We start from the raw sequence: 24,645 nt of genomic DNA on the forward strand, positions 1-24,645 counted from the left end.
CCTCGTAGCGGAGCTACTTGGGTCTTCGGCCGGTGCGGCGAGGGTGCGTGCCGGGCGCCGCGGGTGCTGTGCGGGACTTTCGAAACACCCCCTAGACGTCACAGCCTCCGAGGATCGCCGAGATGAACACCCCCGCCGCCGACGGCTTCCGCATGCCCGCCGAGTGGGCCCCGCACGACCGCACCTGGATGGCGTGGCCGGGCCCCAACCCCACCTTCGCCGACGGCGACGACCTGGCAGCGGCCCGCGCCGCCTGGGCGAGGGTCGCCCGCACGATCCGCCGCTTCGAGCCGGTCACGGTGGTGTGCGGGCCGGGGCAGTCGGCACAGGCCGCCTCCCTGCTGGGCGACGGCGTCCAGGTGGTCGAACGCGACCTCGACGACGCCTGGATGCGCGACATCGGCCCCACCTTCCTGACCGGCGCCCACGGCGAACTCGCCGCCGTCGACTGGACGTTCAACGGCTGGGGTGCCCAGGACTGGGCCCGCTGGGAGCACGACGCGAAGATCGCCGCGCACGTGGCCGACCTCGCGGGGGCGCGGACGTACGCCTCGAAGCTGGTCAACGAGGGCGGCGCGATCCATGTCGACGGCGAGGGGACGGTCCTGCTGACGGAGACCGTCCAGCTCGGCCCGGAACGCAACCCCGGCTGGACCCGGGAGGAGGCCGAGACCGAGATCCACGCCATGCTCGGCACCCGCGAGGCGATCTGGCTGCCGCGCGGCCTCACCGCCGACTACCCCCCGCACGGCTTCGGCACCCTCGGCCATGTCGACATCGTGGCCGCGTTCGCCCGCCCGGGCGTCGTGGTCGCCCACCACCAGCCCGACCCGGCGCACCCCGACCACGAGGTGACCAAGGAGGTCATCGGCATGCTGCGCGCCCGGACCGACGCGCGCGGCCGCCGGCTGGAGGTCGTCGAGGTCCCCGCCCCGACCGTGCTGGAGGCCGACGGCCACTGGGCCGACTACTCCTACATCAACCACTACCTCTGCAACGGCGGAGTCGTCCTGTGCGGCTTCGACGACCCGCGCGACGAGATCGCGGCCGGCATCTTCCGCCGGCTGTTCCCCGGGCGGGCGGTGACGCTGGTCGACGCCCGGACGATCTTCGCGGGCGGCGGCGGCATCCACTGCATCACCCAGCAGCAGCCGAGGGCCGGGGTCAGGTAGAACGTACGGGTGAACGTACTGGTCTGCGCGGCCTGCGGCTGCCGCCTCACCGAGCCGCTGCGCCTCCTGTCGGAGCTCCCGCCACGCCCCGGGTACGACGGGCTGCCGCACCCCGACGGCTCGCGGCACGCCCCGCCGACCATGCCGCGCGGCACGTACGCCACCCGCATGCACGACGGTGAGCTGATGATCTCCGCCGGCCCGCGCGGCACCCTCGTGGTGCACCCGGATGACACCAGGGGACGGCTGAGGCGCAACCCCGCCTCGAAGGAGCCGACCTGCCGCGGCCTGCCCGGCAGCGAGGGCCCCAACCAGGTGTGCGAGGGATGCGGCGCGGTGGTGGCGACACAGTTCTGCGAGTGCTGCACCCGCCATGAGACCCACTTCCTGCCCGACGCGGTGCAGGTGGCCGCCGTATGAGCCCCAGCAGCCGCACCCCGGCCCCACCGCGCGAGCGGATCCTCGCCGCCGCCATGGCGATGATCGCCGAGCGCGGTCTGGAGAAGCTCACGATGGCCGCGCTCGGCCGCGAGGTCGGGATGAGCAGCGGCCACCTCCTCTACTACTTCCACTCCAAGGACGAGCTCCTCCTGCAGACCCTGGAGTGGAGCGAGGGCCGGCTGGGCGCCGAGCGGGCCCGGCTGCTGACCCGGCCCGCGAGCGCCCGGGAGCGCCTCGACGCGTACGTCGACCTCTACGTCCCCGACGGGCACCGCGACCCCCACTGGACGCTGTGGCTGGAGGTCTGGAACCGCTCGCAGAACGCCGACGGCGCGGCCCGCGACCGCCAGGCCGCCATCGAGGGCGCCTGGCACCGCGACCTGGTGGCCCTGCTGGCGGAGGGGATCTCCGGGGGCGAGTTCCGCCCCGTGGACGCCGACCGTTTCGCGGCCCGGCTGCGGGCGCTGCTGGACGGTTTCTCCATCCACGTGGCGATCGGGCTGCGCGGCACCGGCCGGGAGCAGGTGCTCGGGCACGTCCGTGAGTTCCTCGATACGTCGCTGCTCGCATCCTGAGACGCCCGGTTCACGGCGGGACGGTTTGTGCCAGACTGCCCCCGTGCTCTCGTTCGCCACGATTATTGGCAGCAGGCGCGCCGGTCCGCAGTGACCGCCACGTACGACCAGGTACGGGTGGCCACCGTCGTCCTCGACCCGCGCGCAGACCTCTCGCACCCGCGAGAGGTTTTTCGCTTTTCTGGCCCACCCGCAGCCGGGAGCGAGCGCACGGAGGACCATGGGGACGGTGGAGCCGGTCAATCCGGTAAGACCGAAGATCCACAACAGGAGCCTTGAGACCATGACCGAGACGGCAACCAGCGAGCTCGACGACTCGTTCCACGTCTTCGACACCACCCTGCGCGACGGCGCCCAGCGGGAGGGCATCAACCTCACCGTCGCCGACAAGCTCGCGATCGCACGGCACCTGGACGACTTCGGCGTCGGCTTCATCGAGGGCGGCTGGCCCGGCGCCAACCCGCGCGACACCGAGTTCTTCGCCCGCGCCCGGCAGGAGATCGACTTCCGGCACGCCCGGCTGGTCGCCTTCGGCGCGACGCGCCGGGCGGGCGCGAAGGCGGCCGACGACCCGCAGGTCAAGGCGCTCCTGGACTCCGGCGCCGACGTCATCACCCTCGTCGCCAAGTCCCACGACCGGCACGTGGAACTGGCGCTGCGCACCACGCTGGACGAGAACCTGGAGATGGTCAGGGACACCGTCGCTCATCTCCGCGAGCAGGGCCGCCGGGTCTTCGTCGACTGCGAGCACTTCTTCGACGGCTACCGCGCCAACCCGGAGTACGCGAAGGCGGTCGTCCGGGCGGCCTCCGAGGCCGGCGCGGACGTGGTGATCCTCTGCGACACCAACGGCGGCATGCTCCCGGCGCAGGTGCAGGCGGTGGTCTCCACGGTGCTCGCCGACACCGGCGCCCGGCTGGGCATCCACGCCCAGGACGACACCGGCTGCGCGGTGGCCAACACCCTCGCCGCGGTGGACGCGGGCGCGACCCACGTCCAGTGCACGGCGAACGGCTACGGCGAGCGCGTCGGCAACGCGAACCTGTTCCCGGTCGTCGCCGCCCTGGAGCTGAAGTACGGCAAGAAGGTGCTCCCCGAGGGCCGCCTGCGCGAGATGACGCGGATCTCGCACGCGATCGCGGAGGTCGTGAACCTCACCCCCTCCACCCACCAGCCGTACGTCGGCGTCTCGGCCTTCGCCCACAAGGCCGGCCTGCACGCGTCGGCGATCAAGGTCGACCCGGACCTGTACCAGCACATCGACCCCGAGCTGGTCGGCAACACCATGCGCATGCTGGTGTCCGACATGGCGGGCCGGGCGTCGGTCGAGCTCAAGGGCAAGGAACTCGGCATCGATCTGGGCGGCGACCGCGAGCTGGTCGGGCGGGTGGTCGAGCGCGTCAAGGAGCGCGAGCTCAAGGGCTACACCTACGAGGCGGCCGACGCGTCCTTCGAGCTGCTGCTGCGCACCGAGGTACAGGGCGGCAAGCCGCTGCGCTACTTCGAGGTCGAGTCCTGGCGGGCCATCGTCGAGGACCGCCCCGACGGCACCCACGCCAACGAGGCCACCGTGAAGCTCTGGGCCAAGGGCGAGCGCATCGTCGCCACGGCGGAGGGCAACGGTCCGGTGAACGCCCTCGACCGGGCCCTGCGGGTGGGGCTGGAGAAGATCTACCCCTCGCTGGCCAAGTTCGACCTGGTCGACTACAAGGTCCGCATCCTGGAGGGCGTCCACGGCACCGAGTCCACCACCCGCGTCCTGATCTCCACGACCGACGGGACGGGGGAGTGGTCCACGGTGGGCGTGGCGGAGAACGTCATCGCGGCTTCCTGGCAGGCCCTGGAGGACGCGTACACGTACGGTCTGCTGCGGGCGGGCGTGCAGCCGGCGGAGTGACCCTCACGGCGCCCGCCAGACGTTGTCGAAGGCGGCGTCCTCGATGCGCCGCCGCTGCCGTACCCCCTCCAGCTCGGTCAGCGCGCCGCCCACGGCCGCCAGGACGGTCAGCACCGCGTCGTCGGCCGGGCCCCCGGGCGCGTCGGCCGCTCCCTCGGGGATGTCCAGGGCGGCCGCGAGACCGACGAGCACGGGCTCGCGGGACGCCCAGCGGTCCGCTGCCCGGCGCCGGCCCGGCGAGTCGGCCGGGGCGGGGTGCCCGCCCCGGCCGAACAGCCGGCGGAGGCCGGACGTGCCCGGGTGCTCCTCCGCCTCCACGGCGGTGGCGTAGGCCGAGGCCAGTCCGTTGCCCCGGCGCCACAGCCAGTCCTCGACGGACTCGTACGGGGCCTGCCGGACGAGCGCCGCCCCGGCCTCGTCCAGCAGACGGTCGCCGGTGGCCGGGACCAGGCCGGGCACGATGCGGTCGTCGTCCAGCGCGACGGCCTCGAGGGCGAGCAGGTCGGCCAGTTCGGCGCCCGCCAGGGCGAGCGACAGGTCCCCCCGTTCGACGGGACGGCCGGACGGCACGTCCAGGGAGACGATCAGCAGATCCTGCGCTGTGGTCATGTCGGACTCCCTCTCGGTTTCCCCCATCCTCCCCCCGTCACCGGCCCGCGGCACGCCCTATCTCAGGGACCACTTCTGGTTCGCCGCACCCGTGCAGGACCAGATCTGTGCCCGTGCCCCGTTGACCGGCGAGTTGTCCGTCACGTCGAGGCACCTGTCCGCGGCGAGGTTCACCACGTCCCCGGTGGCGGCGTCGTACGACCACCGCTGGGCACCGGTCCCGTTGCAGCCGTACAACTGCACCTTGGCCCCGTCCGCCGTCGAACCCGACGTCACGTCGAGGCACTTGCCGAGGGCCTGGACCGACCCGTCGGCCGTCACGGTCCACTTCTGGGCGGCCGTCCCGTTGCAGTCGTGGAGCTGCACGGCCGTACCGTCGGCGCTCGAACCCCCGGCGACGTCCAGGCACTTGCCGGCCAGCCCCACGAAGGAGCCGGTGGTGCCGCCGCCGCCCGACGGGGTGCCGGACCAGGTGAAGGTGGCCGAGGTCCGGCCGGGCAGCGAGTACGTCGCGTGCCGGGAACCCCAGTTGACCGTCACCGTCCGCGCCGTGGTCGCGTCGTTGTACGCGATCAGCGCCTTGGAGCCGTCCGGGTTGCGCCACGCCACGTTCGGCACGGCCGACGACGCCGTGGAGGCGATCCGCTGGGCGCCGGGCCGGACGAACTTCGTCAGATGGCCCATCGTGTAGTACTCGACCGTGTAGTCGACGGTCCCGCTCGCCGCGTCCCCGTGGTGCACCGTGATCAGCCCGGTGCACGTCCCGCAGCCGCCGTTGTGCGGGCCCCGGTTCTGGTCCACCGCCAGCGACCACTTGGTCACCGACTTCGCCCAGTTCCGTGTGTGGTCCACGATGTCGCGCATGTCCTCGCGCTGCTGGTGCGCGATCCACGTCCCGCCGGAGTGCTCGGTGCCGAACGCGTCCAGCTGCGGATACCGGTCGTGGACGGTCGTCTGCTCGGCCACGTCACCGCCGTATCCGTGCCAGGCGATCCCGCCGAAGTTGGGGTGCGACCGCACCGCCGCGTCGTCCACGGTCTGCGCGGCGTACGCGGCGTACACGTCCCAGTTCCAGTCGTGCGCGAGCACCTTCGTGGACAGCCCCGCCGCCGCGAGCTTCGGCAGCAGTTCGTTCTTCGTGAAGTAGGCCAGCCCGGACGCGTTCCAGCTCATCGACGGATAGCCCGAGCAGCAGGTCGGCTCGTTCTGCGCGGTCACGTACGCCACCGGCACCCCCTGGTCCCGGTACGCCTGGAGGTACTTCACGAAGTACGACGCGTAGGCCCCGTAGTACTCCGCCTTCAGCCAGCCGCCGTTGAGCTGCCCGCTGTCCTTCATCCAGGCGGGCGCCGTCCACGGCGAGGCCATCACGGTCAGGGACGGGTTGAGCCGGAGCGCCTCCCGGGTCAGGGGCAGGACGTCGGCGAGGTCGTGCGCGAGGGAGAACCGGGCCAGCGACGGGTCCGTCTCTCCCGCCGGGACGTCGTCGTACGTGTATCCGAACCGTGCCAGGTCCGAGGCGCCCATCGGGTTGCGCAGGAACGACAGCCCGATGCCCTCCGTCGGTGAGAACAGCTTGCGCATCGTCGCGTCCCGGGTGGCCTGCGACAGCGCCCCGCTGCCGTTCATCAGCCAGGCCGCGGTGTCCGTGAAGGACGCGCCGCCGCCGGTGAAGGTCTGGTAGCGGGTGTTCTCGTCGACCGTGATGTTCTCGCCGCCGCCCCCGGTGCCGGACTGGAAGGCGAACGGCGTCTGGGCCTGGAGCCCGCGCACGACGTGGCGCCCGGCGTCGTCGTCGGTGGTGGTCAGCCAGACGCTGACCTGTTCGCCGGCGGCCTGTGCGGGAGGTGCCGCCGCGGCGAGCCCGGCCGTGGCGGAGAGCAGCGCGGCCAGCAGCAGCCGGACGCCGGATTTCCTGGCAGGTTCCATGGTGCGTCGCCCTTCCTGACGAGACTGACGGGACGTCTTGACGGGTCTGCGCGCCGTTAGTTAACTCACGGCATGATCTAAGTCATGAGTGAACCGGAGAGCCCCGAGTGAACCAGAGAGCCGAGGGAAGGTCCATGCACAGAACCGCCCTGCTCGTCTCCACCGCCCTGTTCGCCGCCCTGCTGTCCCCGACCGCCGTCCGGGCGGCCGCCGACCCCGCGCCCGTCCCGGTCGACCGCTTCGAGGGCGAGGTCCCCTTCGCCGCCCAGCCCGCCGAGGGCATCTTCACCTGGGGCAGCGACGCCGACGACCCGCCCGCGCTGCGGCTGACCGACCGCACCGACGCCCCCGAGGGCGAGAAGGTCCTCACCGGGACCTACGACATCAGCGGCTGGGGCGGCTTCACCCACGACTACGCCGCCACCGGACCCGCCCGCGACTGGTCCGCCCACCGGGGCATCCGCTTCTGGTGGGAGGGGCGCGGCGACGGCCGGGTCATCGCCTTCGAGATCAAGGACGGCGGCGCCCACGGCGAGGCCTCCGAACTGTGGACGACGTCCTTCACCGACGACTTCACCGGCTGGAAGCAGATCGAGATCCCCTTCACCGACTTCCGCTACCGCACCGACTACCAGCCGGTCGGCGGCATCGACCACGTCCTCGGGCTGACGCAGATGTGGGGGTACGCGCTCACCCTCCCCGCGGGCACCCGGGGCGACTTCGCCCTGGACGGCGTCGAGCTGTACGGCCGGGCCGACCAGTCCCTGCGTGCCTCCGTCACCACCGACGCGGCCGTGTACCCGGTCGACGAGGGCGGCACGGCCACGGTCCGGGTCACCCTGGCCACCACCGGCTCAGCCCCGGTCGACGAGCCCGTGACGGTGACGTACGAGACGGCCGGCGGCACCGCCGAGCCCGGGCGGGACTACACGCCGGCCACCGGCACCCTCACCTTCCCCGCGGGCACCGCCTCCGGCACGACCCGCACGATCCGGGTCCCCACCCTGAAGGACAGGACCGCCGAGGCCGCCGAGACGGTCCCGCTGAGACTCACCGTCAACGGTGCCAAGGCCCCCGCCGAGAATCCGCAGGTCGTCGTCGACGCCCACGGACTGCCGTACCTGGACGGCAGGTTGCCGGTCCGCAAGCGCGTCGCCGACCTGCTCTCCCGGATGTCCCTGGCGGAGAAGGCGGGCCAGATGACCCAGGCCGAGCGCGGCGCGCTGACCGCCCCGGGCGACATCGCCGCCTACGACCTCGGCTCGCTCCTGTCCGGCGGCGGCTCGACCCCCACGCCCAACACCCCCGCGGCGTGGGCGAAGATGATCGACGCCTTCCAGCTCCGGGCGCGGGCCACGCGGTTCCAGATCCCGCTGATCTACGGTGTCGACGCCGTGCACGGGCACAACAACCTGGTCGGCGCCACCGTCATGCCGCACAACATCGGCATCGGCGCCACCCGCGACCCCGGGCTCGCCCGGCGGACCGGTGAGGTGACCGCCGCCGAGGTCCGCGCCACCGGCGTCCCCTGGGACTTCGCCCCCTGCCTGTGTGTCACCCGCGACGAACGCTGGGGCCGCTCCTACGAGTCCTTCGGCGAGGACCCGGCGCTCGTGGAGTCCATGGAGACCGTGATCCAGGGGCTCCAGGGGCGGGCCGACGGACGGGACCTGAAGGACGACGACAAGGTACTCGCCACCGCCAAGCACTTCGTCGGCGACGGCGGCACCACCTACGGCTCCTCCACCACCGGCACGTACACCATCGACCAGGGCGTCACCGAGGTCACCCGGCAGCAGCTGGAGGCCGTCCACCTGGCGCCGTACCAGGAGGCGGTCGACCGGGGCGTCGGCACGGTCATGCCCTCGTACTCCTCCCTCGACCTCGCCGGCGACGGCCGCGGACCGGTGAAGATGCACGCCCGCGCCGACATGATCAACGGCGTGCTCAAGGGCCGGATGGGCTTCGACGGCTTCGTCATCAGCGACTGGGCGGCCATCGACCAGCTCCCGGGCGACCAGGCCTCCGACGTCCGTACGTCGGTCAACGCCGGCCTCGACATGATCATGGTCCCGTACGCCTACAAGGACTTCACCAGGACGCTGATCAGCGAGGTGACGGCGGGCCGGATCAGCGAGCGCCGGATCGACGACGCCGTCTCCCGGATCCTCACCCAGAAGTTCCGGCTCGGCCTCTTCGAGCACCCGTACGCCGACACCACCGGCGCCGCGCGGATCGGCTCGCCGGCGCACCGGGCCGTGGCCCGGCAGGCCGCCGCCGAGTCCCAGGTGCTGCTGAAGAACGCGGGCGGGGTGCTGCCGCTGCGCAGGAACCAGAAGGTCTACGTCGCCGGCTCCGACGCCGACGACATCGGCAACCAGACCGGCGGCTGGACGGTCACCTGGCAGGGCGCGTCCGGGGACACCACGCCCGGGACGACGATCCTGGACGGCATGCGGAAGGCCGGCGGAGACCTCACGTACTCCGAGGACGCCTCCGCCCCCCTCGCCGGCCACGACGTGGGGGTGGTCGTCGTGGGCGAGACCCCCTACGCCGAGGGCGTCGGTGACGTCGGCAACGGCCACGACCTGGAACTGAGCCCGGCCGACCGGGCGGCCGTGGACAAGGTGTGCGCGGCGATGAGGTGCGTGGTGCTGATCGTCTCCGGACGCCCCCAGCTGATCGGCGACCGGCTCGGCGCGATCGACGCCCTCGTCGCCTCCTGGCTGCCGGGCACGGAGGGCGACGGCGTGGCCGACGTCCTCTACGGCAGGCGCCCCTTCACCGGGCAGCTCCCCGTCACCTGGCCCCGCTCCGAGGCCCAGCTGCCGATCAACGTCGGCGACGCGGCATACGATCCGCAGTTCCCGTACGGCTGGGGCCTGACGACGCTGACGAAGGTGCCGGAGGGCGGCACGGCGACGCTGCGGGCGCTCGCTGCTGCGGCCAGGGCCGCCGAACGGGCCGGGACCGACGCGGCCGGCCGCGCCCTGGTCACCAAGGCGCGGCTGATCGTCCAGCGCAAGGCGGGTCAGGACATCACGGCGGCCCTGGCGAAGCCCTTCGCCGCGGCGGACCATCTGCTGCTGACCGGACGGTACGGGGCGGCCGTGGCGAAACTCGAGGAGGCCTACCGGGCGGGGTGACCGGTTTGGGGGGCTTCGGGTAGTTTCGAAGCATGGACGGTGTCGTCGTGCGGTCCCGGAGCCTCCCGATCCTGCTGCTGGCTCTGGCGCTCGCCGTGCTGACCGTGTTCGCGCCCCGGGCGTCGGCCGCCACAAGTGTCTCGAAGATCGCCGAGGCGCTGCGCGCCGGCCCGGTGTACGTCGATCCGGCCGCGTCCGCCCAGCTCTCCCCGGCGGACGCGCACGCCCTCCGGCAGAAGATCGAGGACGCCGGCAAACCGCTGTTCATCGCCGTCCTGCCCGCGGACCAGCCGACCGCGGGCCTCTTCGGCGACCTCCGCACGGCCACCGGCATCACCGGTCTGTACGCCATCCGGCTCGGCGACCGCTTCGACGCCCGCGCCGACTCCTCGGTGCTGCCGCGCACGGCCGTGGGGAACCTGGTGAGCAGCGTCCAGGACGAGCCCGACGCCCGGACCCAGCTGGACGACTTCACCGACCGGGCCCTGGCCTCCATGGGCGGTTCGGCGCCCGCGAGCTGGAGCTCGTCCGACGGCGGGGGCGGGGTCTCCACGACCGCCCTGGTCACCCTCGGCGCGGTTCTGGTCGCGGGCGGCGCGGGCGCGTACACCCTGGTCCGCCGCAACCGCCGACGGCACGCCGAGGAGCAGCGGGCGGCCCTGGAACGGCTGCGGGTGGTGGTCGACGAGGACATCACCGCGTTCGGCGAGGAACTGGACCGCCTGGACTTCCACCCGGCCGAGCCGGGCGCCGACGACACCATGCGCGCCGACTACGAACGCGCCCTGGACGCCTACGACGGGGCGAAGTCGGCGATGGCCGCCGCCACCAGACCGGAGGACGTGCGCGCGGTCACCCAGGCCCTGGAGGACGGCCGCTTCTCCCTCGCCCAGCTGGCCGCCCGCCGCGAGGGCAGGGCCCTGCCGGAGCGCCGCCCGCCCTGCTTCTTCGACCCCCGCCACGGCCCCTCCACCACCGACGCCACCTGGACCCCGCCCGGCGGCGCCCCGCGCGAGGTCCCGGTCTGCGCGGCGGACGCCACCCGGCTCGCCGACGGCCGCGACCCGGTGATCCGCGAGGTGGACAGCGACTACGGCCGCCGCCCCTACTGGGAGGCCGGCCCCGCCTACGGCCCCTGGGCCGGCGGCTACTTCGGCGGCGGCCTCCTGCCGGGCCTCCTCGTCGGCACCATGCTCGGCGGCATGATGGCCACCCCCTCCTACGCCTCCGACTACGGCGCGGGCTACGGCGACTTCGGCGGCTACGAGGGAGGCGACGTCTCCGGCGCCGACTTCGACCCGGGCGACTACGGCGGCGGCTTCGGAGACGGCGGCGACTTCGGCGGCGGAGGGGACTTCGGGGGTGGCGGGGACTTCGGGGGCGGTTTCTGAGACGGGACGTCTAGGGCGCCGGACTGATCGCGCCGTTCCTGTCCATGACGAAGCTGCCCTGGGTCTTGCCGTCGACCTTGAGGTGCTTGAGCCAGTGCTTCGACAGGCTGTGCAGGTTCTTGTGCTGGATCTCCCAGGGCATGGAGTGTCCGGCGCACTCCACCTCGACGATCAGCTTGTGCTCCCCCTTGATGGCTTTGTAGAGCGCGGGGACCGAGAAGTTGAGCCTGGGGTCGGTGCTCGGCGGCGTCGTGTTGGCGGTCCTGTCGCTCTCGCCGTGCACGATCAGCACGGGCACGCTGCCGCCCAGGACGCGGTCCTGCCCGGCGGTGGTGTTGTTCCAGCCCCATCTGTAGAAGTTCCGGATCCGGCTCACGCCTTCCGGCCGCCCGGTGGCCGCGTCGACCGCGCCCCAGTTCCGGCCGACCGGGTCCTCCTCCATGAGGGCGTTCCACGCCACGTCGAGCATGTCGGGTTCACGCTGGTCCGCGCAGTCGAGCTCGCTGTCCCAGCCGTTCTTGAGTCCGCTCCGCGACAGCACGAACATCGGAAAGCCGGGCAGCGGCAACGCGGCCGACGGGTTCATGTCGTCCAGGGGCGGGAAGATCGGCGCGAGCAGGAACAGGCTCTCCACCTTCTTCGGGTTCCTGACGGCGTACGGACCCATCGTGAACGACGCCGCGGACCACCCGATGAGAGCGACCTTCTCGACCTGGCGCTCCTTGCGGATGTACTCGACGACGGTGGAGAGTTCGTCCGCGTCGCTGTCGGAGTTGGTCAGCTGGAACGGGTAGCTCGGGGTGCGCGTGCCCGTGAGCCAGGGCATGGCGAGCTTCTGCTGGGCGGGACTGATGTTGCACGGGTCCTCCATGCGGGGCCGCGGTGAGCGGCCGGAGCCCTGGAGATCCATCATGAAGACGTCGTGGCCGGCCCTGGCCAGTGCTTCGGCCCATCCGTACGAGGTGTGCTGGAGATCGAATCCGGCCAGCGCCGGCACGCTCCGGCCGTGCAGCATGAGGACGGGCTTGCGATCGGCCGGCGGGACCGACGCGTCGTAGCGTTCGCGCACGAAGAGCTGGACCTGCTTGTCCTTCGTGGCGGGGACCGACGACTTGTGGGGGACCCAGTGGTCGGTCATCTTGAGGGCGGCCATGGGCGTCCCTTCCGTTCGGCGCGAACTCGGGCGGTGCGCGCGGAGGCGTCCTGACCAGCGTCGGTACGGCGGGTTTCGCGCGCCACCCCGGACGGTCCGATCGCCTGACGCGCCCACCGGAGGAACGGGAACGGGAACGGGCCCGGCGCGGGGCGGCGCCGGGCCCGTGGGTCTCGCACGGGGACGGGACTCAGAGCGAGGACGCCGCCGAGGCGATCGCCGAGGCGAAGGTGGACACCTCGGAGTAGACGCCGGGGGCGTTGGGCCGGGCGCAGCCGATGCCCCAGCTCACGATGCCGACCTGGATCCACTCGTTGGCGGCGTCGCGGCGGAACATCGGGCCGCCGGAGTCGCCCTGGCAGGTGTCCACCCCGCCGGAGGCGTACCCGGCGCAGATCTCGTCGCTCGCGACCAGCCCGCTGTACCCGCTGTACGTGCGACAGGTCGCGTCGCTCACGAAGGGCACGGTGGCCTTGAGCAGGTACCGCTGCTGGGCGCCGCCCTCGGTCGCGGCGCCCCAGCCGGCGACGGTGAAGGTGCCGGTGTTGTACTGCGTGGTCGTGGCGATCTTCAGGGTCGGCAGGTTGATGGGCTGCGCGAGCTTGATGAGCGCCCAGTCCTTGCCGTTGCCGTTGTAGCCGGGGGCCCGGTAGACGTACGTGGACCGCACCTGGACCCGGCCGCTGGTCGACTGGAGGTCCGCGACGCCGGCGGTGGCGGTGATGCCGGTGTTGGCGCCGGTGCCGCTGACGCAGTGGGCGGCGGTCAGCACGATCTGCTGGGTGTAGAGCGCTCCGCCGCAGCCCATCGAGAGCCGGACCATGAACGGGAACTCGCCCTGCGTGGCCCGGGTTCCGCCGACGACGGGGGAGGGGGCCGCCTGCGCGGCCGAGACGGGCTGAAGGCTCGCGACGGCGAGGGCGGTCGCGCCGGCGGCCGCGAGTCTCTTGAGCGCGGTGAGGAGCTTCTTCATGGTGCTGCCTCCGTGGGGGGTGGCGAGGGGGGTCCACTCATGACGTGCCCATGTCATCGAGCAAGGCAAAGGAACGACCATGGACTGACATGGCCAGGTCAAATCTGTTGCTGGATTATGTGAACCCTGTGAGCCCCCGCACAAGGGGGCCGATTCGGCCACGCCCGGGCGACTCCGGCGGCAGGAGCCGGGGGCCGGAATAGGACGGCAGCTGTCCTAGTACGCGTCTACGGTGGCCGTATGACCGCAGCAGCCGACCCCCTGGCGCCCCTCTCCTTCGCCTCCGTGGCCGCCCTCGACGCCTGGCTCACCGAGCATCCCGCGCCGCACCCCGGTCTCTGGGTGAAGATCGCCAAGAAGGGAACCGGACTGGACTCCGTCACCGCCCGGGACGTCAACGACGTCGCCCTGTGCCACGGCTGGATCACCGGACAGCGCAAGGGCCTCGACGACCGTCACTACCTGCAGCGGATCACCCCGCGGCGGCCGGGCAGTCTCTGGTCGATGGTGAACGTGAGGCGGGTGGCGGAGCTGAGCGCCGAGGGGCGGATGCGGCCCGGCGGCCTCGCCGAGGTGGCCGCCGCGCAGGCCGACGGCCGATGGGCGGCGGCCTACGCCTCGCAGAAGGACGCGGACGTCCCCGAGGAGCTCGCGGCCGCTCTGGCCCGCAATCCGCGCGCCAGAGCGGTGTTCGACGGGCTCGGCAGGACAGACCGGTACCTTGCCATGCTCGGTCTGCTCCGGGCCCGCACCCCGCAGAGCCGGGCGGCGCAACTGGCGGCCGTCGTCGCGAAGTTGGAGGCGTCCGCCGGTACGTCCCGGTGAGCCGTCGTCAGTCCTGCGCCGCGGACCTGGCGAAGTCGAGCAGTGCCTCGAAGTCGATCGCCCCGGGATCTCCGTGCTGGTTCTCCGGGACGTGCATGTGCCCGCACACCCCCTTGAACGCGTTCCACCGCTCGTGACTCATCCGCTGCCCGCCGCCGTTCCCGGCGGACTTCGGGTAGGCCGGCCACAGCGCAGGGCCGCGCAGCGGCACATGGTGGTGGATGTGCATCCACGCCAGGTACTGGGCGACACCCCGCAGCGCCCACTCGGGGGCCTTGGGCCAGTAGATGTGGGGCAGGTCGCTCGTCCGCCACTTGGTGTGCCGCTCGGGATCGCAGGTGCCGACGAATTCCACCTGGCAGACGTTCAGGGTGTTCGTCTCGACGCCGCCGCGCAGATTGACCAGCGCGCGCGAGGAGATGTCGATGTCGAAGTGCTGGTACCACCGCAGCCGCCTGGCGCCGAAGTCCGGCACGGCCGTGAGGTTCGGTGCGCTCGCGCCGCCCTGGTAGCCGGGCAGTGAGCGGCCCTCGGTGGTGTGGAGGACGATGGCGTTGACCTCCATGCGGTCACCGCCGAACTTGCTCTGATACCAGTGGTCGCGGTTCGCGCCCGGGTAGTGCTGGGGTCCGGTCCTGGTGCTCATGGCCGCGACTGTGGCACATATCACAGACAGCGGCCGGGCATATACCGCTTCCGGCCGCTATCCGCCCTTTCCTGTTGTTTTCTGTCCCGGTCGGACGCCGGTTCACGCGTTCTTGATCGCCGAAATGTCGAAGTTCAGCTTGATCTTGTCCGAGACCAGGACGCCACCGGTCTCCAGCGCCGCGTTCCAGGTCAGGCCCCACTCGGAGCGCAGGATCTCCGCCTTGCCCTCGAAGCCGACGCGCTCGTTGCCGAACGGGTCCTTGGCGGAGCCGTTGAACTCCAGGTCGATGGTGATCGGCCGGGTGACGCCGAGGATGCTCAGGTCGCCGGTGACGCGGTAGTCGTCACCGCCCAGGGCCTCGACGGAGGTGGAGCGGAAGGTCATCTCCGGGAACTCGTCGGTCCGGAAGAAGTCCGCGCTCTTCAGGTGGCCGTCACGGTCGGCGGACCCGGTGTCGATGCTGTCCATCCGGACGTCCAGGGACGCGGTGGAGCGGGACGGGTCGCTGCCGTCCAGGTGCAGCGAGCCGGTGTGGTCGTTGAACTTGCCCTTGACGTTCGTCACCATCGCGTGGCGGGCGACGAAGCCGATCGTCGAGTGTGCCGGGTCGATCGTGTAGTCGCCGGTGAGCGCGGCGAGGTCCGGGTTCACGGCGACGGTGGTGGTGGTCTCGCCGGTGTCCTTGCGGCCGAAGATGCCCATGACGTGCCTCCTTGAGAAGGGGGAAGACCCCTGATGTTTAATCTTCAACCAGGTTAACGCGGGCCGCCGCGTACCTATTCCGGGGCGGCCGGGCCCGCCGCGTCACTCCCCCGGCCGACATCGCGCGGCGCGGCGCACGGGCCGATGTGAACTGACTCTCACCGCTCCCCTTTGTGTGACCTCTACAAGCCACACACCTCCTGAGCAGTCAGAACGGCTGCATGCCCCCCTGCTTCTGTTCGGTGGTACCAGGAAAACGCGCCGGAGACTGTACGGAGTCGACGTCTCCCTTTCCTTGGCGGGCTTCGTAAGGTCACTACATGACCGTTTTGGAAGAGACGACGGGTGAGCCCACCGCGGAGCCCTCGGAACCCTCGGAGCCCACGGACGCGCGCGGGCGCGTGGCCGAGCTGCACGAGATCCGTGCGCAGGCGCTGGCCGGTCCGAGCGAGAAGGCGACCGAGGCGCAGCACGCCAAGGGCAAGCTGACCGCGCGGGAGCGCATCGAGCTGCTCCTGGACCCGGGGTCCTTCCAGGAGGTCGAGCAGCTGCGCCGGCACCGGGCGACCGGCTTCGGCCTGGAGGCCAAGAAGCCGTACACCGACGGTGTCATCACCGGCTGGGGCACGGTGGAGGGCCGCACGGTCTTCGTCTACGCCCACGACTTCCGCATCTTCGGCGGCGCCCTGGGCGAGGCCCACGCCACGAAGATCCACAAGATCATGGACATGGCCATCGCGGCCGGGGCTCCGCTGGTCTCCCTCAACGACGGCGCCGGCGCCCGTATCCAGGAGGGCGTCTCCGCGCTCGCCGGCTACGGCGGCATCTTCCAGCGCAACACCAGGGCCTCCGGGGTCATCCCGCAGATCTCGGTGATGCTGGGCCCCTGCGCGGGCGGCGCGGCCTACAGCCCCGCCCTCACGGACTTCGTGTTCATGGTCCGTGAGACCTCGCAGATGTTCATCACCGGCCCGGACGTCGTCAAGGCGGTCACCGGTGAGGAGATCACCCAGAACGGCCTCGGCGGCGCGGACGTGCACGCCGAGACCTCCGGCGTCTGCCACTTCGCGTACGACGACGAGGAGACCTGCATCGCGGAGGTGCGCTACCTCCTGTCGCTGCTCCCGCAGAACAACCGCGAGAACCCCCCGCGCGTCGAGTGCTCCGACCCGGCCGACCGGCGCGGCGACGTCCTGCTCGACCTGGTCCCGGCGGACGGCAACCGGCCGTACGACATGACCCGGGTCATCGAGGAGATCGTCGACGACGGCGAGTACCTGGAGGTCCACGAGCGCTGGGCGCGCAACATCATCTGCGCGCTGGCCCGCCTGGACGGCCAGGTCGTCGGCATCATCGCCAACCAGCCGCAGACGCTGGCGGGCGTCCTGGACATCGAGGCCAGCGAAAAGGCCGCGCGTTTCGTGCAGATGTGCGACGCCTTCAACATCCCCATCCTCACTCTTCTGGACGTACCCGGCTTTCTCCCCGGCGTGGACCAGGAGCACGGTGGGATCATCCGCCACGGCGCGAAGCTGCTGTACGCCTACTGCAACGCGACCGTGCCGCGGATCTCGCTGATCCTGCGCAAGGCGTACGGAGGTGCCTACATCGTCATGGACAGCCAGTCCATCGGTGCCGACCTCACCTACGCCTGGCCGACGAACGAGATCGCCGTGATGGGCGCGGAAGGTGCCGCCAACGTCATCTTCCGGCGCCAGATCGCCCAGGCCGAGGACTCCGAGGCCATGCGGGCCCGCATGGTCAAGGAGTACAAGTCCGAGCTGATGCACCCGTACTACGCGGCCGAGCGCGGTCTGGTCGACGACGTCATCGACCCGGCCGAGACCCGCGAGGTGCTCATCCGCTCGCTGGCGATGCTGCAGTCGAAGCACGCCGACCTGCCCTCGCGCAAGCACGGCAACCCCCCGCAGTAACCCGGCGGACTTTCCGCGACACCCCAGCGGAAACCTCTCTCACGGAGACTGACACCCATGAACACTCCCGACATCCGCGTCGAGAAGGGCCACGCCGAGCCCGAGGAAGTCGCCGCCATCACGGCGATCCTCCTGGCCCGCGCCGCGGCCCGCACCTCCGAGCCCACCGAGGCCCACCGTCCGCACCGCAAGGCCGGCTGGCGCCGCCTGGAGCGCGAGGGCGGCTTCCGCGCCCCGCACAGCTGGCGCTGAGCCCGCAACGACAAGAAGGGCCCCTCTCCTTGAGAGGGGCCCTTCTTCGCGCCTCGGGGGCGCCAGGAACCGTGTGCGGACCACGGGCTGCCCGCGCGGGACGGCCGACGACCGTCCCAGGCAGCCCGGTGGCCGCCCGTCCACTACCGCAGCCGAGCCATCAGGGCGTGCTCCACGAGCGTGATCAGCGCCGACTTGGCGTCGGCACGATGGCGCGCGTCCGTCGTGATGATCGGGGTGTCGGGGCCGATCTGCAGGGCCTCGCGCACCTCGTCCGGGTTGTACGGCTGGTTGCCGTCGAAGCCGTTGAGGGCGATCACGAACGGCAGGCCGCTGTTCTCGAAGTAGTCGACCGCGGGGAAGCAGTCGGCCAGGCGGCGGGTGTCCACGAGGACGATGGCGCCGATCGCGCCGCGCACCAGGTCGTCCCACATGAACCAGAAGCGGTCCTGGCCGGGCGTACCGAAGAGGTACAGGATCAGGTCCTGGTCCAGGGTGATACGGCCGAAGTCCATGGCGACCGTGGTGGTCGTCTTGTCTCCGGTGTGGGTGAGGTCGTCGATACCTGCCGAAGCAGATGTCATGACGGCCTCGGTACGCAGCGGGTTGATCTCCGAGACGGCCCCGACGAACGTGGTCTTGCCCACGCCGAAGCCACCCGCCACCACGATCTTCGCCGAGGTGGTGGAGCGGGAAGGACCGCCGCTAGAGCTTGCGAAGTCCACTGAGCACCCTTTCGAGCAGTGTCACGTCTGGCTGGCCGCCGGCGTTCTCGTCGCCGCCGGGCTGATGGATGGCGACCAGTCCCGCCTCCGCCAAGTCGGCGACGAGGATCCTGGCCACGCCGAGAGGGATCGTCAGGAGGGCCGAGATCTCGGCCACCGACTTGATCTCACGGCAGAGGTTGCAGATCCGCTGATGCTCGGGCAGCTGGCCCTGCATCTGGTGCGGCTGCGCAGTGGTGTGCACCAGCGCCTCGATGGCGAGCTGGTAGCGCGGGCGGGTCCGGCCGCCGGTCATGGCGTACGGACGCACCAGGGGGTTGTTCGACGCCCCGGCGGGCGCCGGCTCGGGGGTGCGGCGATGCGGCTGCACGGGCTGGATGCGCGGGGCCGGCGGCTGGTCGTACGGGGACGGCCCGGGGCCCTGCGGCCTCTGGGGCGAGTACGGCCGCTGCTGGCTCGGGGAGGAGGGGAAGTTGTAACGGTTCGGGTTCTGGGAACCGTCGTTCGGACCCTGGGCAGGGCCGTACGACCAGTTACCCGTATTGGAACCGCCTGGGGGTGTTGCCACTTTCTCTCCTCCTCCGACTGTGCCTGGCACCCATCACTGTGGAGCCGCGTCCCGAAACCCTACGGCCTCGGGACGCCAAAACGCACCGTCCGACTGTTAGTTGAGAAGGCTCCCTTGGAGCTCTGCACGAAGGTCGGGCGTCAGAACCGTACCGGCACGGTCCACCAGAAGGGCCATCTCGTACCCAATGAGGCCGATGTCCGCCTCGGGGTGCGCGAGAACCGCGAGCGAGGAACCGTCGGAAATGGACATGATGAACAGGAATCCCCGCTCCATCTCCACAACCGTCTGGTTCACACTGCCTCCCTCGAAGATCCGGGAGGCGCCTGCCGTCAGTGACGTCAGACCGGAGGCGACGGCCGCGAGCTGGTCGGCGCGGTCGCGGGGGAAGCCTTCGGACATCGCCAGAAGGAGTCCGTCGGCGGAGACCACCACCGTGTGGGACACCCCCGGGGTGTTGTCCACGAAGTTGGTGATCAACCAGTTCAGGTTCTGTGCCGCCTGGCTCATCGGGCTCACACTAACGCTCCTGGTTGTAGGTGCTGTCAGGACCGAAGCCCTGGCCGTTCGTTTCACTGCCTGCGTTGCGCCCTCGCTGGACGCCTCGGCGCAGGTTGCTCAGCCTGCCCCGGACGTCCTCCGGAGCGCGGGAGACCTGTGGGCCTCCCTGAGGGGTGCTCTCGGCGGCGCCCTCGACCAGGTTGGCCTTGGGTACCCGCCTCGGCAGACCGGACGAGGTGACCCCGCCTGCCTTGGGCTTCCGGAGCTGCGAGGCCTGCTGCCAGCGCGCGTCGTTCGCCGAACGCCAGCCGCTGTCGCCGTTGCTCTCCGAAGTGGGGGCCGGCGCTTCCGCGTTCCCGGGCCGCACGGCGCCGTTCGAACCGTTCGCCGCGGTGGATCCGCGGCGGGGAAGCCCGGCGTCGGTCAGCTCGTGGGCGGCGGAGGGGGCCGGTCCCGGACGGTCGAAGCCTACGCGGTCCTGCTCACTCGCGTCAGCGGCCTGCGCGGATTCCGCTTCCGGAGCGTACTGGTCCGGGTAGCCGTTCTGGTAACCGGACTGCTGCGGCCAGTCGTCCTGGTAGGACTTCTCCTCGTACGCCTGGTAGCCGTCCGCCGCGGAGGTGTGCGCGGACGAGCGCTCCTCCTGGGCCGGCTCCGCATACGCGGGGTCCGGGTAGCCGCCGTTGGCCGGGAAACCGTCGTGCTGCGGCATGCCGCCGTTGTGCGAGAAGGACTCGCCCTGCGGCAGACCGTCGTTCTGGGTGAAGTACTGGTCGTCGTACGCCTGGCGCTGCTGCTCCTCGTACGACGCCTGCCGCTCCTCGTACGACGCCTGCTGCGGCTCCTGGTACGCCGTCCGGCCGTTCTGGCCGTTCTGGCCGTCGAACGCCCCGGGCTGCTCCACGAAGGCCGTCCGGCCGCTGTCGTAGCCCGTCGGGGCGGCGTCGAAGCCGTTGTCGTACGAGGGCTGCGGGGTGCCGTCGAAGCCCTCGCCGAAGGAGGGGACCTCCTGCGTCTCCTGCGGCTGGCCGGTCTGGGACTCCAGGGCCGCCTTGCGCTCCTCGCGGATCAGGGAACGGCCCACGGGGTCCAGGTCGCGCAGGTCGTCGGGGACCTCGTAGCGGCTGTCGTCGAAGCCGAGCTCCGCCGCGGTGCGCATCGGCAGGCCGTTGCTGAAGTCCTCGCCCGGCAGCTGCTGCTCCGGGATGATCTGCGAGACCGTGAACTCGTCGCGCTCCGGCTGCTCGCCGCCGCCACCGTGGGTGATGGCGTCCGGGAGCATGACCAGCGAGGTGGTGCCGGCCTGCTCGCCCGAGGGGCGCAGCTGGACCCGGATGCCGTGCCGGTCGGACAGCCGGCCGACCACGAAGAGGCCCATGCGCTGGGAGATCGCGGCGTCCACGGTCGGCGGGTTGGCCAGCTTGTGGTTGATGTCCGCGAAGTCCTCGGCGGTGAGGCCGATGCCCTTGTCGTGGATCTCGATCATCACGCGGCCGTCGGGGAGACGGGTCGCGGTCACGCGGACCTTGGTCTGCGGGGAGGAGAACGTGGTGGCGTTCTCCAGCAGCTCGGCGAGCAGGTGCACGAGGTCGGTCACGGCGCGGCCGTGGATCTCGGCCTCCGGGACGCCCGACAGCTCGATGCGCTCGTACTGCTCCACCTCGGAGGAGGCGGCGCGCAGCACGTCGACCAGCGGGACCGGCTGGTCCCAGCGGCGGCCGGGCTCCTCGCCGGCGAGGACCAGGAGGTTCTCGCCGTTGCGGCGCATACGGGTCGCGAGGTGGTCCAGGCGGAAGAGGTTCTCCAGCTGGTCCGGGTCGGCCTCGTTGTTCTCCAGGTCGGTGATCAGGGTCAGCTGGCCCTCGATCAGAGACTGGTTACGGCGCGAGAGGTTGGTGAAGATCGCGTTGATGTTGCCACGGAGCAGGGCCTGCTCGGCGGCGAGCCGGACGGCCTCGCGGTGGACCTGGTCGAAGGCGCGGGCGACTTCGCCGATCTCGTCCCGGGTGTTGATCGGGATGGGCTGGACGCGGGTGTCCACGCGGCCGGGGTCGGTGCGCGAGAGCTGGTCGACCAGCATCGGCAGGCGCTGCTCGGCGATGCCGAACGCGGCGTTGCGCAGCTGGCGCATGGAGGTGCTCATCTGGCGGGCCATGAGCGAGGCGATGATGAACGCCGCGAGCAGGGCGATGATGACGATCGAGGCGTTGATGATCGCGTCGCGCTGGGCGTCGGAGGCGATCTGGCCGGCGTCGTCCACCGCGCGGTTGATGAGCTCGGTCTCGACCTGGCTGTAGCCCTCGAACTTCAGGGTGGCGGCCGACATCCACGAGCTGGCGGTGACGCCCTGCGCGGAGAGCTGGGCGGGCGTCTGGCCGCTGCCGATCAGCTTGATCATGTCGGTCATCGAGGGCGGGGTGGTGAAGTTCTTGCCCGCGGCTTCGGCCTTGGCCTTGGCGTCGGCGACCTGCTTCTCGCCCTCGGCCTGCTTCTCCTTCATGACCTCGGCGAGCCGGGCGGCGTCCTGGGTGGTGCCACCGGAGCCGTACTCCTGGACCGCCACCTGCTCCAGGTAGGCGTACGAGGTGAAGGCGACGAGCTGCTGGCGGTAGACCGTCTCGTCGGGGCTGGGCCGGACCAGCAGGTGCATGCCGATCGCGCGCTGCAGGGACTCGGCGCCCTTGGCCAGGGCGATGGCGTAGACCGTACGGCCGTAGGCCGTGATGTTGCCGGTGCCGAGGCCGAGTTCGTTGGAGAACTCCATCAGCAGGTGCTCGACCGCGACGTAGCCCTCTTCGGTCTTCACCGGGTCCATGGCCTTGGTGTAGGCGGCCGCGCGGATCTTCGTCAGCGTCGGCTCGGCCTGTTCCACCAGGTTCAGACGGCGCTTGAGGCCCTCCTTGTCGGGCATCCCGACGGTCTCCTGGTGGAAGGCGGTGGCCTTCTCGTCGGTGAGGGTGCGGGCCTGCTTGACCGCCGAGTCGTTCTTCTTGTTCTCCAGCAACGGCTCCGCGGTGAGGTCGCGCTCGTTGAGGAGGGCCTCGGCGTACTCACCGGCGGCGGCCACGATCTTCGCGGTCTTCTCCGCGTCGCGGGCCTCCTGCCAGGTGTCGATCGAGCCCTTCACCTGGAAGCCGCCCATGACGAGGCCGACCAGCACGGGTATGAGCAGGATCGCGTTCAGCCGGGTCGGCACGCGCCAGTTGCGCGGAGAGAGGCGGCCGCCGCTCTTCGCGGGCGCGGCCGACGGCTCCGAGCCGGGCACAGGGGCGGACGCCGCTCCGCGCGGCGGCGGGGTGAAGTTGCCCCGGGCCGCAGGCTCGGGACTTTTCTTGCTTCGCCTCACTCGACCAACAACCTCTCGGCGGTCGGCACCTTCCGTGCCGCAGTGACTCAGAGCCCGGTCAGCCATCGACCATCAGTACGTCATTGACTATTGGGCAGTTCAGGCATTCCAGCACGACGGCCTGCGCTCTTCCAAACATGGAGAAGTGCCGGTTCGAAGTGATGTAAGCCCCAGATAAAACGGTCAAAAAGAGCGAGCCCCGCCAAAAGGCGGGGCCGTCGTGCGCACAGCGAGACCAAGCGACCGCGACGCGTTGCGGTACCACCCGATTCCTCTGCCGAAACGTTATGAACACCGGAGCCGGCCGTGTCAAAGGCCACAGCCGGCTCCGAAGCGTCTACGACAACTGCCATATGCGCCCGTGTACTTGAAAGTTACCGCAGTCGCGCCATGAGCGCGTGCTCGACCAGCGTGATCAGCGCGCTCTTCGCGTCCGAGCGGTGTCGCGCGTCGGTCGTGATGATCGGGGTGTCCGGACCGATCTGCAGCGCCTCGCGCACCTCCTCGGGCTGGTAGGGCTGCTGCCCGTCGAAACCGTTGAGGGCCACCACGAACGGCAGGCCGCTGTTCTCGAAGTAGTCGACCGCGGGGAAGCAGTCGGCCAGCCGGCGGGTGTCCACCAGCACGACCGCGCCGATCGCACCGCGCACCAGGTCGTCCCACATGAACCAGAACCGGTCCTGGCCCGGCGTACCGAAGAGGTACAGGATCAGGTCCTGGTCCAGAGTGATACGGCCGAAGTCCATGGCCACCGTGGTGGTGGTCTTGTCCCCGGTGTGGGTGAGGTCGTCGATGCCCGCGCTCGCGGACGTCATCACGGCCTCCGTGCGCAGCGGGTTGATCTCGGATACCGCTCCCACGAACGTGGTCTTGCCCACGCCGAAGCCACCCGCCACCACGATCTTCGCGGATGTGGTGGCCCGGCCTCCGTCAGAGCTTGCGAAGTCCACTGAGCACCCTTTCGAGCAGCGTCACGTCCGGAGCGCCGCCGTTGTTCTCGTCGCCGCCCGGCTGGTGGATGGCCACCAGGCCGGCCTCGGCGAGGTCCGCCACCAGGATCCGCGCCACACCCAGCGGCATGGCCAGCAGCGCCGAGACCTCGGCGACCGACTTCACCTCACGGCACAGGTGGCAGATGCGCTGGTGCTCCGGGAGCAGCCCCATGAGTGCTGCCGGGTCGGCCGTGGTGCTGATCAGCGCCTCGATGGCGAGCTGATAGCGCGGCCGGGTCCGGCCACCGGTCATCGCGTACGGACGCACCAGCGGCTGGTCGCCCTCATCCCCGTACGGCTCCGCGTACGGATCATGATGGGCGGGGGGCGGGGTCATGGATCCTCCGGGCGGGACAGCATTCTCGGTCAGTCGTGCCGTCCGTCGAGGCCGGTGGGGGGATTGTGTCGGCCGGACGGTGATTTCGTGAGGCGGGTGGTACCGGGGCGGGTCAGTGGAGCAGACTGCCCTGGAGCTCGGCGCGCAGGTCCGGGGTGAGGACCGCGCCCGCGCGGTCGACCAGCAGCGCCATCTCGTAGCCGACGAGGCCGATGTCGCACTCGGGGTGCGCGAGCACGGCCAGGGAAGAGCCGTCCGAGACGGACATGAGGAAGAGGAACCCTCTCTCCATCTCCACGACCGTCTGTGCCACGTTGCCGCCCTCGAAGATCCGGGAGGCACCGGCCGTGAGCGAGGTGAGCCCCGACGCGACCGCCGCCAGCTGGTCGGCACGGTCGCGCGGGAAGCCCTCGGACATCGCGAGCAGAAGCCCGTCGGCGGACACGACGACGGTGTGGGACACCCCGGGGGTGTTGTCCACGAAGTTGGTGATCAACCAGTTCAGGTTCTGTGCAGCCTGGCTCATCT

The 24,645-nt window shown here is 71.0% G+C and carries 22 protein-coding genes; 9 read left to right on the forward strand and 13 right to left on the reverse strand.

Annotated elements, in window-relative coordinates:
* Positions 1-122 precede the first annotated feature (122 nt).
* From ACFY2L_RS31855 to cimA, 4 genes are all read left to right on the forward strand, one after another.
* Positions 123-1,172, forward strand: coding sequence for an agmatine/peptidylarginine deiminase (locus tag ACFY2L_RS31855; RefSeq protein WP_390661370.1), 1,050 nt, complete (start codon positions 123-125; stop codon positions 1,170-1,172).
* A 9-nt stretch (positions 1,173-1,181) separates the two neighbouring features.
* Positions 1,182-1,592 (forward strand): hypothetical protein, encoded by a 411-nt coding sequence (locus ACFY2L_RS31860; protein WP_390824096.1) that lies wholly within the window; start codon positions 1,182-1,184, stop codon positions 1,590-1,592.
* A complete protein-coding gene (locus tag ACFY2L_RS31865) occupies positions 1,589-2,188 on the forward strand; it encodes a TetR/AcrR family transcriptional regulator (protein WP_390661368.1) in 600 nt (199 codons plus the stop codon). Before ACFY2L_RS31860 ends, ACFY2L_RS31865 begins: the two co-directional genes overlap by 4 nt.
* Before the next feature lie 283 nt (positions 2,189-2,471).
* A complete protein-coding gene (gene cimA, locus ACFY2L_RS31870) occupies positions 2,472-4,085 on the forward strand; it encodes a citramalate synthase (RefSeq protein WP_390824097.1) in 1,614 nt (537 codons plus the stop codon).
* Positions 4,086-4,088: 3 nt separating this feature from the next.
* On the opposite strand, the gene ACFY2L_RS31875 is transcribed toward cimA, so the two are convergent.
* A complete protein-coding gene (locus ACFY2L_RS31875; protein WP_390824098.1) occupies positions 4,089-4,694 on the reverse strand; it encodes a GPP34 family phosphoprotein in 606 nt (201 codons plus the stop codon).
* Between the two features lie 57 nt (positions 4,695-4,751).
* Positions 4,752-6,623 (reverse strand): ricin-type beta-trefoil lectin domain protein, encoded by a 1,872-nt coding sequence (locus ACFY2L_RS31880; protein WP_390824099.1) that lies wholly within the window; start codon positions 6,621-6,623, stop codon positions 4,752-4,754.
* A 134-nt stretch (positions 6,624-6,757) separates the two neighbouring features.
* On the opposite strand from ACFY2L_RS31880, the gene ACFY2L_RS31885 reads away from it, so the two are divergent.
* Complete coding sequence (locus tag ACFY2L_RS31885) at positions 6,758-9,769, forward strand: glycoside hydrolase family 3 N-terminal domain-containing protein (protein WP_390824100.1); 3,012 nt, start codon at positions 6,758-6,760, stop codon at positions 9,767-9,769.
* A 32-nt stretch (positions 9,770-9,801) separates the two neighbouring features.
* A complete protein-coding gene (locus ACFY2L_RS31890) occupies positions 9,802-11,160 on the forward strand; it encodes a hypothetical protein (protein ID WP_390824101.1) in 1,359 nt (452 codons plus the stop codon).
* Between the two features lie 10 nt (positions 11,161-11,170).
* Here the strand turns inward: ACFY2L_RS31890 and ACFY2L_RS31895 are convergent, their stop codons facing one another.
* Positions 11,171-12,313 (reverse strand): alpha/beta fold hydrolase, encoded by a 1,143-nt coding sequence (locus ACFY2L_RS31895; protein ID WP_390661362.1) that lies wholly within the window; start codon positions 12,311-12,313, stop codon positions 11,171-11,173.
* A 190-nt stretch (positions 12,314-12,503) separates the two neighbouring features.
* Positions 12,504-13,286, reverse strand: a complete 783-nt coding sequence (locus ACFY2L_RS31900; RefSeq protein ID WP_390661361.1) for a serine protease — start codon at positions 13,284-13,286, stop codon at positions 12,504-12,506.
* Positions 13,287-13,526: 240 nt separating this feature from the next.
* Here ACFY2L_RS31900 and ACFY2L_RS31905 point away from each other — a divergent pair, with 240 nt between their 5' ends.
* The gene (locus ACFY2L_RS31905) at positions 13,527-14,111 is read left to right on the forward strand and encodes a YdeI family protein (RefSeq protein ID WP_390661360.1); all 585 of its coding nucleotides are present in this window, start codon (positions 13,527-13,529) and stop codon (positions 14,109-14,111) included.
* A gap of 7 nt (positions 14,112-14,118) precedes the next feature.
* Here ACFY2L_RS31905 and ACFY2L_RS31910 read toward each other — a convergent pair whose 3' ends face one another.
* Together ACFY2L_RS31910 and ACFY2L_RS31915 are read right to left on the reverse strand one after the other, a co-directional pair.
* A complete protein-coding gene (locus tag ACFY2L_RS31910; protein ID WP_390661359.1) occupies positions 14,119-14,757 on the reverse strand; it encodes a hypothetical protein in 639 nt (212 codons plus the stop codon).
* Between the two features lie 102 nt (positions 14,758-14,859).
* Positions 14,860-15,462, reverse strand: a complete 603-nt coding sequence (locus tag ACFY2L_RS31915) for a YceI family protein (protein WP_390824102.1) — start codon at positions 15,460-15,462, stop codon at positions 14,860-14,862.
* A gap of 320 nt (positions 15,463-15,782) precedes the next feature.
* Between ACFY2L_RS31915 and ACFY2L_RS31920 the strand changes: the two genes are divergently transcribed.
* Both ACFY2L_RS31920 and ACFY2L_RS31925 read left to right on the forward strand, forming a co-directional pair.
* A complete protein-coding gene (locus tag ACFY2L_RS31920; protein ID WP_390661357.1) occupies positions 15,783-17,396 on the forward strand; it encodes an acyl-CoA carboxylase subunit beta in 1,614 nt (537 codons plus the stop codon).
* A 57-nt stretch (positions 17,397-17,453) separates the two neighbouring features.
* Positions 17,454-17,648 (forward strand): acyl-CoA carboxylase subunit epsilon, encoded by a 195-nt coding sequence (locus ACFY2L_RS31925; protein ID WP_390661356.1) that lies wholly within the window; start codon positions 17,454-17,456, stop codon positions 17,646-17,648.
* Positions 17,649-17,791: 143 nt separating this feature from the next.
* Here ACFY2L_RS31925 and ACFY2L_RS31930 read toward each other — a convergent pair whose 3' ends face one another.
* The 7 genes from ACFY2L_RS31930 to ACFY2L_RS31960 form a co-directional block, all read right to left on the reverse strand.
* Positions 17,792-18,373 carry an ATP/GTP-binding protein gene (locus tag ACFY2L_RS31930; RefSeq protein ID WP_026248371.1) on the reverse strand — a complete coding sequence of 194 codons (582 nt, stop codon included), beginning with the start codon at positions 18,371-18,373 and terminating at the stop codon, positions 17,792-17,794.
* Positions 18,354-18,941 (reverse strand): DUF742 domain-containing protein, encoded by a 588-nt coding sequence (locus tag ACFY2L_RS31935; protein ID WP_390661355.1) that lies wholly within the window; start codon positions 18,939-18,941, stop codon positions 18,354-18,356. Before ACFY2L_RS31935 ends, ACFY2L_RS31930 begins: the two co-directional genes overlap by 20 nt.
* 96 nt (positions 18,942-19,037) lie before the next feature.
* Positions 19,038-19,451: a roadblock/LC7 domain-containing protein gene (locus ACFY2L_RS31940; RefSeq protein WP_004983065.1), complete on the reverse strand. Its 414-nt coding sequence runs from the start codon at positions 19,449-19,451 to the stop codon at positions 19,038-19,040.
* A 10-nt stretch (positions 19,452-19,461) separates the two neighbouring features.
* Positions 19,462-22,788: a nitrate- and nitrite sensing domain-containing protein gene (locus tag ACFY2L_RS31945; protein ID WP_390824103.1), complete on the reverse strand. Its 3,327-nt coding sequence runs from the start codon at positions 22,786-22,788 to the stop codon at positions 19,462-19,464.
* 374 nt (positions 22,789-23,162) lie between these two features.
* On the reverse strand, positions 23,163-23,738 hold the full coding sequence (locus ACFY2L_RS31950) for an ATP/GTP-binding protein (protein ID WP_030793795.1): 576 nt from the start codon (positions 23,736-23,738) through the stop codon (positions 23,163-23,165).
* Positions 23,719-24,117: a DUF742 domain-containing protein gene (locus ACFY2L_RS31955; RefSeq protein ID WP_055633953.1), complete on the reverse strand. Its 399-nt coding sequence runs from the start codon at positions 24,115-24,117 to the stop codon at positions 23,719-23,721. Before ACFY2L_RS31955 ends, ACFY2L_RS31950 begins: the two co-directional genes overlap by 20 nt.
* 112 nt (positions 24,118-24,229) lie before the next feature.
* Entirely contained in the window at positions 24,230-24,643 is a 414-nt protein-coding gene (locus tag ACFY2L_RS31960; RefSeq protein WP_003973453.1) for a roadblock/LC7 domain-containing protein, read from the reverse strand.
* Positions 24,644-24,645 lie beyond the last annotated feature (2 nt).

The organism is Streptomyces sp. NPDC001381 (assembly GCF_042895685.1).
Lineage (GTDB): Bacteria > Actinomycetota > Actinomycetes > Streptomycetales > Streptomycetaceae > Streptomyces.